General features: G+C 69.6%; 9 protein-coding genes. 2 read left to right on the top strand and 7 right to left on the bottom strand.

Going from position 1 to position 13870, the window contains the following annotated elements; genetic code table 11:
• Positions 1-2: 2 nt before the first annotated feature.
• The 6 genes from ACIBLA_RS11420 to ACIBLA_RS11395 all read right to left on the bottom strand — a co-directional run bounded on the left by ACIBLA_RS11420 (position 3) and on the right by ACIBLA_RS11395 (position 8098).
• Positions 3-1802: a branched-chain amino acid ABC transporter permease gene (locus ACIBLA_RS11420; RefSeq protein WP_363246525.1), complete on the bottom strand. Its 1800-nt coding sequence runs from the start codon at positions 1800-1802 to the stop codon at positions 3-5.
• 5 nt (positions 1803-1807) lie between these two features.
• The gene (locus tag ACIBLA_RS11415; protein ID WP_242573694.1) at positions 1808-2737 is read right to left on the bottom strand and encodes a branched-chain amino acid ABC transporter permease; all 930 of its coding nucleotides are present in this window, start codon (positions 2735-2737) and stop codon (positions 1808-1810) included.
• Between the two features lie 104 nt (positions 2738-2841).
• Positions 2842-4083, bottom strand: coding sequence for a branched-chain amino acid ABC transporter substrate-binding protein (locus ACIBLA_RS11410; RefSeq protein ID WP_363241611.1), 1242 nt, complete (start codon positions 4081-4083; stop codon positions 2842-2844).
• A 269-nt stretch (positions 4084-4352) separates the two neighbouring features.
• A complete protein-coding gene (locus ACIBLA_RS11405; RefSeq protein ID WP_363241610.1) occupies positions 4353-4949 on the bottom strand; it encodes a Tat pathway signal sequence domain protein in 597 nt (198 codons plus the stop codon).
• A 281-nt stretch (positions 4950-5230) separates the two neighbouring features.
• On the bottom strand, positions 5231-5734 hold the full coding sequence (locus tag ACIBLA_RS11400) for a hotdog fold thioesterase (RefSeq protein WP_363241609.1): 504 nt from the start codon (positions 5732-5734) through the stop codon (positions 5231-5233).
• 66 nt (positions 5735-5800) lie between these two features.
• Positions 5801-8098: an FdhF/YdeP family oxidoreductase gene (locus tag ACIBLA_RS11395; protein WP_399198441.1), complete on the bottom strand. Its 2298-nt coding sequence runs from the start codon at positions 8096-8098 to the stop codon at positions 5801-5803.
• A gap of 120 nt (positions 8099-8218) precedes the next feature.
• Here ACIBLA_RS11395 and polA point away from each other — a divergent pair, with 120 nt between their 5' ends.
• Entirely contained in the window at positions 8219-10930 is a 2712-nt protein-coding gene (polA, locus tag ACIBLA_RS11390) for a DNA polymerase I (protein WP_363241607.1), read from the top strand.
• Between the two features lie 43 nt (positions 10931-10973).
• Here the strand turns inward: polA and ACIBLA_RS11385 are convergent, their stop codons facing one another.
• Complete coding sequence (locus tag ACIBLA_RS11385) at positions 10974-11843, bottom strand: DUF4184 family protein (protein WP_399198440.1); 870 nt, start codon at positions 11841-11843, stop codon at positions 10974-10976.
• Positions 11844-12089: 246 nt separating this feature from the next.
• Here ACIBLA_RS11385 and ACIBLA_RS11380 point away from each other — a divergent pair, with 246 nt between their 5' ends.
• Positions 12090-13769 (top strand): lytic transglycosylase, encoded by a 1680-nt coding sequence (locus ACIBLA_RS11380; protein ID WP_399198439.1) that lies wholly within the window; start codon positions 12090-12092, stop codon positions 13767-13769.
• Positions 13770-13870: the final 101 nt, after the last annotated feature.

The raw sequence follows: 13870 nt of genomic DNA, 5'->3' as shown, positions 1-13870 counted from the left end.
GGTCACACCCCCGCCTTTTTGAGGCCGATATCGCCCTTGGGGGCGTCGAGTTGCCCGGTCTCGTGGAATTCCAGCTGCTTCCTGCGGTCGGCGATGAGGCCTTCGGGGCGGAAGCGCATGAGGAGGATGAGCGCGACGCCGAAGAGCAGGAGCTGGTAGTCGGCCATGAACTGGAGCTTCGCCGGGATGAGGTAGAGCAGCGCCGCGCCGATGAGGGGTCCGCTGACGGTGCCCATGCCGCCGAGGATGACGGCGGCGAGCAGGAAGGCGGAGTTCGGCGGTACGGCTTCGACGAATTTGTACTGGGCGGGTGTGACGGTGAAGGTCACGTGGGCCTGTACGGTGCCGGCCATGCCGGCGAGGGTGGCGCCGAGGGCGAAGGCGAGCAGCTTGAGCCGGAAGGCGTTGATGCCCATGGCCCTGGCGGCGGTCTCGTCCTCGCGGATGGCGACCCAGGCGCGGCCGATGCGGGACTGGTCGGACCGGCGGAAGACGGTCACCACGATGATGGTGAACAGGAGCATGAGCAGGTAGTAGTTGGAGAACCTGCCCAGCTCCATCCCCAGGATCGTATGGGATTCCCCGAGGTTGAATCCGAAGAGTTCGAGGTCCGGGATGTTGGGGATGCCGTTGGATCCGTTGGTGACGTCGGGGCCGGAGGAGCCGTCGAGGTTCTGCATCGTGATGCGGAAGATCTCGCCGAAGCCGAGGGTGACGATGGCGAGGTAGTCGCCGTGGAGGCGCAGTGTCGGTGCGCCGATGACGACACCGAAGATCAGCGAGGCGCCCGCGCCGCAGAGGACCGCAGCCCAGAACGGCAGGTGCAGGCCGATCGTGGAGGAGGGCGAGCCGGAGACGAGGGCGGCCGTGTAGGCGCCGACGCCGAGGAACGCGACGTATCCGAGGTCGAGGAGGCCGGCGAGGCCGACGACGACGTTGAGTCCGAGGGCGACGGTCGCGAAGATCAGGATGTTCGTACCGATGGTGGCGTACGCGTCGTTGCTCTGGGTGAACGGGAAGGCGAACGCGGCGACGAAGGCCGCGGTCACGGTGACGTTCTTGTGCTTGGAGGTGAGGCCCGCGAGGCGGCGGTTGAGTCCGGCGCGGGAGATGGCTGTGGCGCCGAATCCGACGAGGATCAGGAAGCCGATGAACAGCTGGGGGTTGTCGGAGTCGATGTCGATCCCGTACGTGAAGACGTACAGGCCGAGGCCGAACGAGACGGCGATGATGAGGATTTCGGCCCAGCCGGGGAGCGCTGTGGCTTCCTTGGGCGTGGGTGCCTTGAAGCACTGGACGAAACGCTGCCAGGCGTTGGGCGTGCCGGCGTTCTCGTCGGCGACGTCGGCGGGGAGCCCGAGCGCGGCGACGAGGGCGATCAGTGAGGCGACGGCCGCGACGTAGGCGCCGGGTTCGAGGTTGGCGAGTCCGCCGAGGTCCACGGTGATGGCGATCACGGTGAACCAGGTGGTGACGAAGGTGCCGAGGGCGAAGAGAAGCGCGGGTCCGTTCTTGCCGGCGGGTGTGAGCCAGCGCAGTCCGCGGATCTCGTAGCCGGCGAGTACGTACAGGAGGGTGAGGATCGCTCCGGCGAGGGTGAGTACCTGCAGGCCGCCGGGGTATCCGGTGACGCTGAGGTCGCCGGGGAACGCGGCGGTCCAGGTCCAGGCGAGGAAGGTGCTCGCGAAGGTGGCGATCGCGCCGATGACGGTGCCGGCGCGGGCTGCCGACAGGGGCAGGCCGATGACCGGGGGAGCCGGGTTCGGGGCGGGGGTCGCGGTTTTGTCGATTGTCGTGGTCATCGGTGTCACGCCCTATCCGAGACGCGTGCGCCGAGCAGACCCTGGGGCCTCAGCAGCAGGACGAGAATGAGGAGGACGAACGCCCACACGTCCTTCCAGGCGCCGCCGCCGAGCTGGGACATGCCGGGGATGTTCTCGATGTAGGCGGTGGCCATGGCTTCGGAGAGGCCGAGGACGAGTCCGCCGATCATGGCGCCGTAGATGTTGCCGATTCCGCCGAGGACCGCGGCGGTGAATGCCTTGAGTCCGGCGATGAAGCCCATCTTGAAGTTGACCTCGCCGTACTTGAGGCCGTGGGCGACGGCGGCGATGGCGGCGAAGGCCGCTCCGATCGCGAACGCGGTGACGATGATGCGGTCGGTGTTGATGCCCATCAGCTTGGCCGTGTCGGGGTCCTGCGACGTGGCCTGCATGGCGCGCCCGGTGCGGGTCTTGGAGACGAAGAACCCGAGGGTGATCATGCACAGGGGGGCGGCGATGAGCAGGAAGAGGTCGCCGCGGCTGATGGCGAAGGCGCCGAAGTCGAGCCTGCCGCCTTCGAATTCGGGGAACGGCCTGGACTTGGTGGCGTCGGGGTAGAAGGCCCAGACCGCCTGCTGCAGTGCGATGGAGAGGCCGATCGCGGTGATCAGTGGTGCGAGCCTGGGTGCGTTGCGCAGGGGCCGGTAGGCGAAGCGTTCGGCTCCTACGGCGACGAGCACGGAGCAGGCCATCGCCATGAGGATCATGAGGGGCAGCGCGATGAGCAGGCTGGTGCCGCTGGGCAGCCAGAGGAATGCGGTCAGCGCACCGAAGCCGCCGATCATGAATATCTCGCCATGGGCGAAATTGATGAGCTGGACTATGCCATAGACCATCGTGTAACCGATTGCGATGAGTCCGTACAGCGCGCCGAGTAGCAGGCCGTTGGCAAGTTGCTGCGGCAGATCGTTCACCGCGGGGCCTCCGAATGAGTGGGGTCAGATACGGCCGCGGGGGGGCGCTGTGGCGCCCCCGCGCGGTGGTAGTTCCTATATGGAGGGAGGGCTGGTGAGCCCGGTCAGCCCTCGAACACGCCCGTCTTGACGGGGACGTGCTTGCCGCCCTTGACCTCGTAGAGGGAGAGCTGCTTGTTCACGGTGTCGCCGAACTCGTCGAAGCCGACCGATCCGGTGACTCCGTCGAACTTGACGTCCTGCATGGCCTCGGTGATCTGCTTGCGCGCGTCCTTGACGTCGCCGGGCAGCTTGCCGTCGTTCTTCTCGACGACGGCCTTGACCGCCTGGATGATCGCCCAGGTGGAGTCGTAGGAGTAGCCGCCGTACGCCTCGAACGCGCCGTCGTAGCCGCCGGCCGCGTAGTCCTTGATGAACGTCTTGGCGGTGTCCAGGGTCTCCAGGGGCGCGCCGACGGAGCTGGCGAGGTCGCCTTCGGAGTTCTTCTTGCCCAGCTTGATGTACTCGGCGCTGAAGAGAGCGTCGCCGCCGACCGTGGGGATCTTGGCGCCGGCGTTCTTGATCTGGCTGGCCAGCGGGGCGCCGGCCGGGTACTCGCCGCCGTAGTAGACGAACTCGGCGTCGGTCTGCGCGACCTTGCTCGCCACGGACGAGAAGTCCTTGTCGTCCGGGTTGATGTGGTCGGTGCCCACTACCTTGCCGCCGAGCTTCTTGAACTCGGCGGAGAAGGTGGCGGCCAGACCGGCTCCGTAGGTCTTCTTGTCGTCGATGACATAGACCTTCTTGAGCTTCTTTTCGTTGAACATGTACTGCGCGGCGTACGGGCCCTGGATGGCGTCCGTGGTCGACGTGCGGAAGTACGTGTCGAAGCCGCGGACCTTCTTGCCGGCCTGCCAGTCCTTGCCCTGCGTCAGCTCGGGGTTGGTGTTGGCGGGCGACACCTGGACCAGGTTGTCGTTGGCGAAGACCTTCTGCATCGACTGGCCGACGTCGGAGTTCAGGGGGCCGACGACACCCATGACCTCGTCGTCGCCGACGAGCTTGGTGGCGTTCTGCTGGCCGGTCGCGGCCTGGGCCACGTCGTCGAGCGCCTCCAGCTTGAAGGTGACGCCTTCGACTTCGTTGTTCTTGTTGGCCGTCTTGACGGCGAGGTCGGCGGAGTTCTTGATGCCCTGGCCGAGCGCGGAGAGGTCTCCGGTCAGCGGCGCGTCGAGGCCGATGACGACGGTTGTCTTTCCGCCGCCGCCGCCGCCCTCGCTGCTGTCGTCGCGGGAGCCGCAGGCAGAAAGCGTGAGGGCTCCCACGGTGACAGCAGTGGTGACTATGAACAAGGAACGGTGACGCACGATCAGTCCTTTCCCCTGGCACGGCTGTCCCTGACTGGGAAGCCGGGTCGAGCGCTGGAACCGAACTGAAAGGAATCCGGTGGCGCGGTGACTGGCCGTGACTCTAAGCGCGCTGGTGGGGGTGGTGCAGAGGTGCGGCCCATGATGTGACGCTCTTGTTATGACGGAAGCGTGGTGAAGCCCGTAAGGGAAGGGAAAGACGTGTGTTTTGAGACCGTTCGGGAGTCCACATGGTGAGAACCAGCAGGACTCTGCTGGTAGTCGATTGATTACGGAGCGGGACGGGTGCACGCTTTCCGGACGGCCGCGCCGAGGTCTTCCGGGTACCCGTTTCCGAGGATCCGGCTCTGTTTCTGGACCGCCCGTTCATTACGCAGGGTGACATCCAGGAAGGGGAGTGCGGCGTTCCGTGGTACTGACGCGCAGTCGAGTACAGAGACGGTCACCAGTACTTCACGGGACTTCCCGGCGGGGACGGTGAACGGGGCGGAGGGCTGCGTCGATACGGCGAGCGCCGCCGACGGCTGGGTGATGGCGTCGATCCGCACGCGGCGGCCGGGCTCGGTCGAGATGGTGATGTCGAAGGTGAACGCCCCCGTCCGGTCGCCCTTCGGCGACGCGCCCGTGTAGGCGAAGCCGACGACCTGCGAGGGCCAGGGTGGCGGCGGCTCGGGCGGCGGCGCGGGGGCGTTGAGGACGTACACGCACACGCCCGTGGTGAGGGTCGCGGCGACGGCCGGCAGGGCCGCCCGGCGGTGGCGCGCGGGCACGGCGGTACGGACGCGGGCCGGGGTGGCGCCGGTGAGCTGGGTCTCCGGGTGGTGGTAGGTGTCCTCGCCGGGTTCGACAGGGCCGATGGCGCTCATGTGCCGAAGCTAATGCGCATCGGGCGACAGGACAATGGATCGCACCTCATGGCGTTACGCAACGTCACCAGCGGGCCCCCACCTGGCTCTCGTGTGCCGGTGCCGCGCGGGCGATTGCGGGGGCCGACGCGCCCGTACGAGTCCCAACACGCCCCGGTTTCCACCGTGTTTCACAGCCGCCGGGCGGTGGTCGCGCGTCTCACCTGTTGGTCACCCTGCGCCGGGAGAAGCCCGTTCGAAGCCTCCCCCGGCCCGCTTGAGCCTCCCTTGAGGTTCGCTCCTCAGGCGTCTTTCCTCGCCATGAAGGCGGTGCCGTCGCCGCTCTGGAGCAGACAGGTCAGCCGTGCGGTGCACACCCGCTTGTCCCGCTCGTCGGTGATCACGATCTCGTACGTCGCGGTGGACCGGCCGCGGTGGATGGGGGTGGCGACGCCGGTCACCACCCCGCTGCGGACGGCGCGGTGGTGGGTGCAGTTGAGGTCCACCCCCACCGCGACCTTGCCGCGTCCGCCGTGCAGCATCGCGCCGATGGAGCCGAGGGTCTCGGCCAGCACGGCGGAGGCGCCGCCGTGCAGCAGCCCGTACGGCTGGGTGTTGCCCTCCACCGGCAGGGTGGCGACGACACGTTCGGCGGACGCCTCGGTGACGCGCAGGCCCATGCGGGCGCCGAGGTCCCCGGCGGAGAAGAACGACGTCAGGTCGACGTCGTACGGCGCGTACTCGTCGATGACCTCCTGCGGGAACGCCGCCGCTGACTGCTCGTTCGCTGAGGACTGCTCACCCATGGGGTCCGGCTCCGATCGGCTGTGTGGTGCGGTACGTGTTCCCTGCGCGGTGCGGTGCGTGCTCCGTCATCGGTGCTCGAAGCGCACCACGACGGACTTGCTCGCCGGGGTGTTGCTCGTGTCGGCCGTCGAGTCCAGCGGCACGAGCACGTTCGTCTCCGGGTAGTAGGCGGCGGCGCAGCCGCGGGCCGTGGGGTAGTGCACCACCCGGAAGCCGCGGGCGCGCCGCTCGACGCCGTCCTTCCACTCGCCGACCAGGTCCGTGTACGAGCCGTCGGCCAGGCCCAGTTCGCGGGCGTCGTCCGCGTTCACCAGGACGACGCGGCGACCGCCCTTGATGCCCCGGTAGCGGTCGTCGAGGCCGTAGATCGTGGTGTTGTACTGGTCGTGCGAGCGCAGCGTCTGGAGCAGCAGCCGGCCCTCCGGCAGGTGCGGAAACTCGACGGGTGCCGCGGTGAAGTTGGCCTTGCCGGTGGCGGTGGGGAAGCGCCGTTCGTCGCGCGGGGCGTGCGGGAGCTGGAAACCGCCGGGCGCTGCGACGCGTTCGTTGAAGTCCTCGAAGCCGGGGACGACGCGCGAGATGCGGTCGCGGATCGACCCGTAGTCCTTCTCGAACTCCTCCCACGGAGTCAGCGACGCGGGACCGAGGACGGCCCGCGCCAGCCGGGTGACGATCGCCGGCTCGGACAGCAGGTGGGGGCTCGCGGGCGGGAGGTTGCCGCGCGAGGCGTGCACCATGCCCATGGAGTCCTCCACGGTCACTATCTGCCTGCCGCCCGCCTGTATGTCCTTGTCGGTGCGGCCGAGGGTCGGCAGGATCAGGGCGCGCGCGCCGGTCACCGCGTGCGAGCGGTTGAGCTTGGTCGACACATGCACGGTCAGACGCGCGGTGCGCATCGCCGCCTCGCTCACCTCGGTGTCCGGCGACGCGGAGACGAAGTTGCCGCCCATGGCGAAGAAGACCTTCGCGTCGCCGTCACGCAGGGCGCGGATGGACCGTACGACGTCGTAGCCGTGGTGGCGCGGCGAGGTGATCCCGAACTCCCGGTCCAGGGCGTCGAGGAACGCCGGCGCGGGCCGTTCGAAGATGCCCATGGTGCGGTCGCCCTGGACGTTGGAGTGTCCTCGTACGGGGCACACCCCGGCGCCCGGCCGGCCGATGTTGCCGCGCAGCAGAAGGAAGTTGACAACCTCGCGGATGGTCGCGACGGAGTGCTTGTGCTGGGTGAGGCCCATCGCCCAGCAGACGACGGTGCGCTTCGAGGCCAGCACCATGGCCAGCGCGCGCTCGATGTCGGCGCGCTCCAGGCCTGTCGCCGTCAGCGTCTCGTCCCAGTCGGCGGCGCGCGCGGCGGCGGCGAACTCCTCGAAGCCGTGGGTGTGTTCGGCGACGAACGCCTCGTCGACCGCCGCCGGGTCGGCCTCCGCCGCCTTCAGGACGAGCTTGTTCAGCAGCCGGAACAGGGCCTGGTCGCCGCCGATACGGATCTGGAGGAAGAGGTCGTTCAGCGCCGCGCCCCTGACCATGCCCTGTGGGGTCTGCGGGTTCTTGAACCGCTCCAGGCCGGCCTCGGGCAGCGGGTTCACCGAGATGATCCGCGCGCCCGCCGACTTGGCCTTCTCCAGGGCGGAGAGCATCCGGGGGTGGTTCGTGCCCGGATTCTGCCCGGCCACGATGATCAGGTCGGCCTGGTGGATGTCCTCCAGGGACACGCTGCCCTTGCCGACGCCCAGGGTCTCGGCGAGCGCCGAACCGGACGACTCGTGGCACATGTTGGAGCAGTCCGGCAGATTGTTCGTGCCGAACTCGCGGGCGAACAGCTGGAGCAGGAAGGCCGCCTCGTTGCTCGTACGGCCCGAGGTGTAGAAGAGCGCCTCGTCGGGGGAGTCCAGCGCGGTCAGCTCCTCGGCGATGATCGCGAACGCGCGCTCCCAGCTGACCGGTTCGTACCGGTCGCCTTCGGTGCCGTTCGCGCCGCGCTCCAGGAGCATCGGCTCGGTGATCCGGCCCTGCTGGCCCAGCCAGTAGCCACTGCGCGTCGCCAGGTCGGCCACCGGGTGCGCGGCGAAGAAGTCGGGCGTCACCCGGCGCAGCGTCGCCTCCTCGGCGACCGCCTTCGCGCCGTTCTCGCAGAACTCCGCCGTGTGGCGGTGATCGCCCTCCGGCCAGGCGCAGCCCGGACAGTCGAAGCCGTCCTTCTGGTTGACCTTGAGCAGCGTCCGCGCCGCCCGCCGCACACCCATCTGCTGCTGGGCGATGCGCAGCGAATGCGCCACGGCCGGCAGTCCGGCGGCGCTGTGCCGCGGGGCGTCGACCTGCGGGGCGTCCTGGACCGGATCACCCGAGGGCGGCTTGCTGGCCATCACGCTCTCCCTCACTCGTACGTCGTCACTCGCCCCCGATCCTGTCACGCACCTCCGACAGCCCGTCGCGGCGGAGTGCGCGGGTGAGGATTGTCAGTGGGGCGTGGCAGGATCGGGTACGTGGCTGAGACAGCATCGAAGAAGACCGCAGACAACCGTCCCCGCCTGCTCCTCATGGACGGGCACTCTCTGGCGTACCGGGCGTTCTTCGCGCTGCCGGCGGAGAATTTCACCACCACCTCCGGCCAGCCGACCAACGCCTTCTACGGCTTCGCGTCGATGCTGGCGAACACCCTGCGTGACGAGGCGCCCACGCACTTCGCGGTGGCTTTCGACGTGTCGCGCAAGACGTGGCGGTCGGAGGAGTTCCCCGAGTACAAGGCGAACCGCTCCAAGACGCCCGACGAGTTCAAGGGCCAGGTCGAGCTGATCGGCGAGCTGCTGGACGCGATGCACGCGCACCGGTTCGCGATCGACGGCTACGAGGCGGACGACGTCATCGCCACCCTCGCCACACAGGCCGAGGAAGCCGGCTTCGAAGTCCTCATCGTCACCGGCGACCGGGACTCCTTCCAGCTCATCACCGAGCACACCACGGTGCTGTATCCCACCAAGGGCGTCTCCGAGCTGACCCGCTTCACCCCGGAGAAGGTCCAGGAGAAGTACGGACTGACCCCCGCGCAGTATCCGGACTTCGCCGCCCTGCGCGGCGACCCGTCGGACAACCTCCCCGGCATCCCCGGCGTCGGTGAGAAGACGGCCGCGAAGTGGATCAATCAGTTCGGCTCCTTCGCCGACCTGGTGGAGCGCGCCGAGGAGGTCAAGGGCAAGGTCGGTGCGAATCTGCGCGAGCATCTGCCCTCGGTCAAGCTCAACCGCCATCTCACCGAGCTGGTGCGCACCGTCGAGCTGACGAAGTCCCCGCAGGACCTGGAGCGCGCCCCGTACGACCGGTCGGCCGTCACCGGCGTGCTGGACGTGCTGGAGATCCGCAATCCGAGCCTGCGGGAGCGGCTGCTCGCGGTGGACCCCGGCGCCGCGGAGGACGAGGCCCCGGCTCCCGAGGCGGGCATCGAGCTGGACGGCACGGTCCTCGCCTCCGGCGAGCTGGCCCCCTGGCTGGCGGAGCACGGCGACGAGCCGCTGGGTGTCGCCCTCGTCGACACCTGGGCGCTCGGCACGGGCAGCATCGGCGAGGTCGCGCTGGCCGCGGCCGACGGCGCCGCCGCCTGGTTCGACCCCACCCAGCTCGACCAGGCCGACGAGAAGGCCTTCGGTGCCTGGCTCGCGGCGGCGGACCACCCCAAGGTGCTGCACAACGCGAAGAGCGCGATGCGGGTCGCCCCCGAGCACGGCTGGCAGGTCGGCGGGGTGACCATGGACACCGCGCTCGCCGCGTATCTGGTCAAGCCCGGCCGCCGCTCCTTCGCGCTCGACGCCCTCGCCGTGGAGTACCTCGGCCGTGAACTGGCCCCGGCCGCCGCCGCCGACGGACAGCTCGCCTTCGGCAGCGACGACCAGGCCCAGGCGGACGCGCTGATGACGCAGGCGCGGGCGATCCTCGACCTCGGCGAGGCGTTCACCGGCCGACTGGAGGAGGTCGGGGCCACCGGACTGCTCCAGGACGTCGAGCTGCCCACCTCCGCGCTGCTCGCCAAGCTGGAGCGCAACGGAATCTCGGCCGACCAGCCCCATCTGGTCACCCTGGAGGAGCAGTTCGCCGCCGCCGTCCAGCAGGCGGTGAAGGAGGCGCACGCCGCCGTCGGGCACGAGTTCAACCTCGGCTCGCCCAAGCAGCTCCAGGAAGTCCTCTTCGGTGAGCTGGGCCTGCCCAAGACCAAGAAGACCAAGACCGGTTACACGACGGACGCCGACGCGCTGGCCTGGCTCGCCGCGCAGACCGAGCACGAACTGCCGGTCCTGATGCTGCGCCACCGCGAGCAGGCCAGGCTCCGGGTCACCGTCGAGGGCCTGATCAAGATGGTCGCGGCCGACGGCCGTATCCACACCACCTTCAGCCAGACGGTGGCGGCCACCGGCCGGCTCTCGTCCACCGACCCCAACTTGCAGAACGTGCCGGTGCGCACCGACGAGGGCCGCGCGATCCGCCGGGGATTCGTCGTCGGCGAGGGCTACGAGTCGCTGATGACCGCCGACTACAGCCAGATCGAGCTGCGCGTCATGGCGCATCTGTCCGAGGACGCCGGTCTGATCGAGGCGTTCACCTCCGGCGAGGACCTGCACACCACCGTCGCCTCCCAGGTGTTCGGCGTGGAGCGTGCCGCCGTCACCCCCGACATGCGCCGCAAGATCAAGGCGATGTCGTACGGACTGGCGTACGGCCTCTCGGCGTTCGGCCTGTCCCAGCAGCTGAACATCGAGGCGGCCGAGGCGCGCGGCCTGATGGACACCTTCTTCGAGCGCTTCGGCGGCGTACGGGACTATCTCCAGCGAGCCGTCGAAGAGGCCAGGGACACGGGCTACACGGAGACGATGCTCGGCCGCCGCCGCTATCTCCCGGACCTCAACAGCGACAACCGCCAGCGCCGCGAGATGGCCGAGCGGATGGCGCTCAACGCCCCGATCCAGGGCACGGCCGCCGACATCGTCAAGGTCGCCATGCTCCGTGTCGACAGGGCGCTGACCGAGGCCGGGCTGGCATCGCGCATGCTGCTCCAGGTCCACGACGAAATCGTGCTGGAGATCGCCCCCGGCGAGCGGAAGAGGGTGGAGGAGCTGGTGATCCGTGAGATGGCGGCGGCGACGGATCTGCGGGCGCCGCTGGACATCTCGGTGGGCGTGGGACCGGACTGGGACTCGGCCGCCCACTGACGGCGGACCGCTCTTGACGACGTGCCGGCGTTCTCGTACGGGATCAGCGCGATCCCGTACGGGAACGGTCCGGTGCGGTCCGGCCGTTGGTGGTGGACGCCGTCACCGGCTTCGTACGGGCGGCGCGCAGGCGCATGCCCACGCCGTACACGACAAGTCCGAGGGCCAGCCCCGCCCCCGCGCCGAAACAGAGAGTCGGGATCACGTCCAACGGCGTGGCCACCTGCCCGTGGTAGGCGTACCACCGGGTGAACCGGTGCGCCATGCCGAGCAGTACGCACCCCACCAGCAGGGCGTGAGCGACAGCGCGCTCGCGCCGCGGGAGCACGGGCACCCGGACCGGCGCGACGGTCCGGGGCAGCCGGCGCACGGCGGAGAGCGTGAACCAGCCGAGCGCCACCAGGGCCAGGGCCGAACTGCCGTACTGCGTGTACGTGTACAGAGGCAGGCCCGCGACTGCCTTGCCGAGCGCGGGCACCACCCGTACGCCCCACTGGTCGAAGTGCGTGAACGCGTCCCACACCACATGGGTGGCCGCGCCGAGCACCGCCGAGAGGTAGAACCGCGCGGCGAGGGCCGCCCGCCGGTCGCGGCGCCGGTCGGGTCCTCGTACGAAGGCGTACGCCCTTCCCTGCCAGGCGGCGGGCAGCAGCGCGAGCAGCGGCTCGCGCAGCGTCAGCCAGAGGCCCACCAGGGCGGCGGCGATGACGACATCGACGGTGAACAGGCCCACGGGCGCGTGCGTCAGCTCGCCGAACTCCATGGCGGCGGGCACGGCGGTCGCGGCGAAGTACGTCATGTCGGGTGCCATCGAGCCGGCGACGAGCGCGGAGGCGAGCAGCGGCCCACGCGACGTGCCGTCCCTCCTGATGCCCGGCAGTACCGCCGCGGCATGGCTCAGCGTGAAGGGCATGGCCGTTCTCCCTGGGGCGTGTCGGTCGAACAGGCAGGGTCCACGCCCACCTGGCACGGAGTCAGTCGGATCAGTATGGAGGACGTACGTTCTCGGCCACCGGTTCGACCTACGGGAAGCCGGCAGGTGGCGAACCGGTGAAAAGCGGTCACCGACCCGTGTGCGCGCACAGGGAGTTGCCGTAGGGTCGCGTGAGTCCTCGCGCTGGGGAGCGCGAACAGCCGTTCACCGGGAGGGACCAGACGTATGGCAGCGCAATTCGGCCGCCGGCTCCGCAGAGGGGCGACCACCACCGCGGTCGCCGCGCTCGCGGTCGCCGCACTCTCCGCCTCGCAGGCACCCGCCATCGTCTCCGGCGGTGGTGGTGACAGCGGGAAGCAGGCGTCCGGATCGAGCGTGCCGGACGAGGACACGGCCTCGGGCGACTCGTCGTACTACACCGACCTTCCGCCGCTGAACACCCCCGACAAGCCCGGCACTTCGATCGACCTGCCCGCCCAGGGCGCCTCGGAGGCGGGTATACCCGCCACGGTGCTCGCCGCGTACAAGCAGGCCGAACAGAGCGTCGCGATCACCAACCCCGGCTGCAATCTGCCGTGGCAACTCCTCGCCGCGATCGGCAAGGTCGAGTCGGGCCAGGCGCGCGGCGGCCGGGTCGACGACAACGGCACCACCCTGACGCCGATCCTGGGCCCGGTGCTCAACGGAGTCGGCTTCGCCAACATCTCCGACACCGACAACGGCGCGTACGACGGCGACAAGACTCACGACCGTGCCGTGGGCCCGATGCAGTTCATCCCGTCGACCTGGGCGACCTGGGGCCAGGACGCCAACAACGACGGCCGCGAGGACCCGAACAACATCTTCGACGCGGCGTTGGCCGCCGGTCGCTATCTTTGCGCCAATAATCGCGACCTGTCGGTCAAGTCCAATCTCGACCAGGCGATCCTCAGTTACAACCGCTCGCGGGAGTATCTGGCGACGGTCCTGTCCTGGCTGGAGTACTACAAGCGCGGCAGCCACGAGGTGCCGGACGGCACGGGTGTGCTCCCCGAGGGCCCCGGCCCGCTGGACCCGGACGGTCCCAGCGACTCACCGAGCCCCGATCCAAGCCCGACGAACCCCGGTACGTCGCCTAAGCCCCCGAAGCCCTCCACGCCGCCGACGACGCCTCCCACGACGCCGCCGACCACTCCTCCGACGACGCCCCCGACGACGCCGCCCATCACCCCCGAGCCGGCCGTCCAGCGGCTGGAGGACGCGGGCACCGGCACTCTGTCCGCCACGGCCGGCGGCGCGTTCGCGGAGCGCGTCACGGTGCGCGGCGAGGACGCCAAGGGCAAGGTCATCGGCAAGGTGGCGGTGCAGTTCGCGATCGTCGGCGACACGGACGCGACGTTCGCGGGCGGCGCGAAGAAGGCCACCGTCACGAGCGGCGCCGACGGAATCGCCCAGGCGCCCGTTCTCCAGGCGGGCGAGAAGACCGGCGACTTCACGGTGCGGGCGACTGTCGTGGGCCGTACGATCCCGGCCGTCGACTTCACGGCGACCGTCACCGAGCGCGTCGCGGACGCGGTCGTCAGGACCGGCGACAAGGAGCTGACGGCGGCGCCGGGCACGGAGTTCGCCGACACCGTCGAGGTCAGGGCCACCAACAAGGGGCAGATCGCTCCGGGTGTGGCGGTCAAGGCCACCATGATCAAGTCCGCGGACGACGCGTCGGCGGCGGACAAGGGCCCGTACTTCAAGGACGCGGACGGCAAGCCGCTCCGTGCCCTGACGGGTCTGAAGACGAACGCCCAGGGTGTGCTCGTCCTCCCGAAGATCTTCGCGGACGACGCGACCGGAACGTTCCTGCTCCAGATCGAGACGGCGGGCGGCGCGAAGGTGACGATCGAACTGAAGGTCGCCGCACCGGCGGCGTAGCCACCGCACCGACGAGCGCACGCCGCCCCCTCCGTCTCGGACGGAGGGGGCGGCGCGCGGTGTTCCGGCACCGCGCAGGAACAGGGCGGGCCGGCTTGCCG

The sequence above is a fragment of the Streptomyces sp. NPDC050433 genome (genome assembly GCF_044458565.1).
Classification (GTDB): domain Bacteria; phylum Actinomycetota; class Actinomycetes; order Streptomycetales; family Streptomycetaceae; genus Streptomyces.
The sequence above is the reverse complement of the archived record's forward strand: the minus strand, read 5'-3'. Positions and strand labels throughout refer to the sequence as shown.

What these genes read in the sequence shown, in the direction of transcription:
- ACIBLA_RS11420 (WP_363246525.1), bottom strand. Translation starts at nt 1,802, where the DNA reads ATGACCACGACAATCGACAAAACCGCGACCCCCGCCCCGAACCCGGCT.
- ACIBLA_RS11405 (WP_363241610.1), bottom strand. Translation starts at nt 4,949, where the DNA reads ATGAGCGCCATCGGCCCTGTCGAACCCGGCGAGGACACCTACCACCAC.
- ACIBLA_RS11400 (WP_363241609.1), bottom strand. Translation starts at nt 5,734, where the DNA reads ATGGGTGAGCAGTCCTCAGCGAACGAGCAGTCAGCGGCGGCGTTCCCG.
- ACIBLA_RS11395 (WP_399198441.1), bottom strand. Translation starts at nt 8,098, where the DNA reads ATGGCCAGCAAGCCGCCCTCGGGTGATCCGGTCCAGGACGCCCCGCAG.
- ACIBLA_RS11385 (WP_399198440.1), bottom strand. Translation starts at nt 11,843, where the DNA reads ATGCCCTTCACGCTGAGCCATGCCGCGGCGGTACTGCCGGGCATCAGG.
- ACIBLA_RS11380 (WP_399198439.1), top strand. Translation starts at nt 12,090, where the DNA reads ATGGCAGCGCAATTCGGCCGCCGGCTCCGCAGAGGGGCGACCACCACC.